Genomic DNA, 2,543 nt, shown 5'->3' on the forward strand with positions numbered 1-2,543 from the left:
ATCATTGCACTCGCGATCGTGCAATGGGCGCTTTATGCGCGCACGGTCCGTGCAGCCGCCATGGTGGAACGTCGCAAAGAGTATTTCGAGGCAGCGACCTGCCTGGAACTCAGCAACACCCGAATCATCTGGAAGCATCTTTTGCCAAATAGCGTTTCGTCTCTGATTGTGCTGGCAACCTTGCAAACGGCGCACTCCATCTCGATTGAAGCAACCCTCAGCTTCCTCGGCGTAGGTGTGCCCATCACTGAGCCATCGCTTGGATCACTGATTTCAAATGGCTTCGACTACATCCTGTCAGGTGCGTATTGGATTACGTTTTTTCCCGGCATCATGCTGCTTGCGACCGTTGCGGCGATCAACATCTTCGGTGATCAGCTGCGCGCAATCATCAATCCGAGGCTTTCAAAATGAAGCACACAAAGCTTTTGTCTATTCAAGGTCTGCGCACAGAATTTCCCACGCCCGACGGGCCCTTGGCGGCCGTGAGTGGCGTTGATCTCGAGGTCACGCGCGGCGATGTTCTCGGCATCGTGGGGGAGTCTGGCTCGGGCAAAACCGTTCTTGGACTGTCCATCATGGGATTGGTCGACCGGCCGGGCCGTGTCACTGCGGGGCGCATTGCGTTCGATGGCACCGATGTCACCAACTATTCCGAGGCGCAATGGCAAGGCCTGCGCGGCAACAGAATTGCGATGATCTTTCAGGATCCGACCACCAGCCTTAACCCGGTGCAGCGCATCGGTCTACAGATGATCGAGGCCATTCAGGCCCATAGAGACGTCTCTACCGATGCCGCGCGGCAGACCGTTCGCGAGGCGATGGTGCGTGTCGGGATCAACAGCCCCGATGAACGGCTGGAAGCCTATCCACACCAGTTTTCCGGCGGCATGCGGCAGCGAGTTGTCATTGCCACCGCACTCTTGAACGAGCCCGATTTGATCATCGCGGATGAACCAACTACGGCGTTGGACGTCACCGTGCAGGCGCAAATCTTGCGCGATATGCGGCGTCTTTGCCGCGATACCGGTACGGCGTTGATCTGGGTCTCTCACGACCTGGGTGTCGTGGCGCAGATCGCCCATCGTGTGGCCGTGATGTACGCGGGCCGCATCGTAGAACAAGGGGCAACCGAGGTGATGCTGAAATCACCATCACATCCCTATACTGCGGGGTTGCTGGCTAGCATGCCCGCGAACGCGCCACGCGGGCAACGCTTGGTCTCTATTCCTGGTGGTCTTCCGCAGTTGTCGAACCTGCCAAAGGGTTGCTCCTTCGCTCCACGCTGCGCTCACGCTACCACGGCCTGTGATGTACTGCCCGAACTGTCCCCAACCTCGCCCGACCACGCCGTTCGTTGTGTCTCTCCGCTTCAAGAAAGGGGCTAACATGCCACAAGTCATTGAACTTAAATCTGTGTGTCGCAGCTTTGGAAAGAAGCCCGATCTGGCGGATCGTATCGCGACCGCGTTTGGGGCGAAATCCACGGCCAAACTTTTACGGGCCGTCGACGGCGTTGATCTTGCGATCGAGCAAGGGGAAGTGCTGGGCCTTGTAGGCGAATCCGGATGTGGGAAATCCACACTCGGCCGGCTTGTGGCGGGTATCCTGCCGCACGACTCTGGTGATGTGCTATTCAACGGCAAGACTATGGTGGACAAGACAAGTCAAAAGACCGGCAAAGGTTTGGGTGTCCAGATGATCTTCCAGAACCCCGCTGCCGCATTGGACCCACGTCAGCGTATTCTCGATGCAATCACCGAAGCCCCCATCGCCCACGGGCTGATCCAAAGGTCGCAGGCGCGTTCTTTCGCGATAGAGGCGCTCGATCGGGTTGGACTGCGAGAGGACGCACTTGACCGCTATCCGCATCAGTTTTCCGGAGGGCAGCGCCAGCGGATCTGCATCGCACGGGCGTTGGCGGTCAATCCCGAAGTCGTCGTCTGTGATGAATCTGTGGCGTCGCTGGATGTCTCCATTCAGGCGCAGATCATCAACCTGTTTCTTGATCTGCGCGACAGTTTGAACCTGTCGTATCTGTTCATCAGCCACGACATCAGCGTGGTCGAACATGTCTCCGATCGGATTGCAGTAATGTATCTTGGGCAGATTGTAGAAATTGCGCGAGCCTCTGATCTTTTGGAAAACCCCCTACACCCCTATACACAGGCTTTGCTAAGCGAAGTTCCCACACTGGACCAAACCTTGTCCGAGGAACATGCACTAGAAGGAGAATTGCCTTCGCCCTTGTCGCCCCCGTCAGGCTGTAGGTTCCATCCTAGATGCCCCATCGCTATGGAAGAATGCCGGTCACTGGCACCGCGACTAGAGTCCCAGGGATCAGGTCATCGGGTCAGCTGCCTCGCTATCCGGAAGGAAATTTGAGCGATAGTTTTGCCGAATGTCTCCAACGGCAATCCCTTTGACGAGCCAGCGGGACAATCAAATTTGACTCAGATCTGAATTCGGCCACGGAAAAGCCCGCTCTACACAGATCGCGGCCATTCCGTGGCATTGCAGCATTCGGCACTTTGGGCTCTGGG

The 2,543-nt window shown here is 57.1% G+C and carries 3 protein-coding genes; all 3 read left to right on the forward strand.

Annotated features, from left to right (window positions below; all coding sequences use genetic code 11):
• Positions 1 to 414, forward strand: a 414-nt coding sequence (locus ABF287_RS06630; RefSeq protein WP_347184227.1) for an ABC transporter permease, incomplete at its 5' end; no start/stop codon positions are given.
• Positions 411 to 1,388, forward strand: coding sequence for an ABC transporter ATP-binding protein (locus tag ABF287_RS06635; RefSeq protein ID WP_347184228.1), 978 nt, complete (start codon positions 411 to 413; stop codon positions 1,386 to 1,388). The genes ABF287_RS06630 and ABF287_RS06635, both read left to right, overlap by 4 nt.
• Position 1,389: 1 nt before the next feature.
• On the forward strand, positions 1,390 to 2,385 hold the full coding sequence (locus ABF287_RS06640; RefSeq protein ID WP_347184229.1) for an ABC transporter ATP-binding protein: 996 nt from the start codon (positions 1,390 to 1,392) through the stop codon (positions 2,383 to 2,385).
• Positions 2,386 to 2,543: the final 158 nt, after the last annotated feature.

It is taken from the genome of Pacificibacter sp. (assembly GCF_039769035.1).
Classification (GTDB): Bacteria; Pseudomonadota; Alphaproteobacteria; order Rhodobacterales; family Rhodobacteraceae; genus Celeribacter.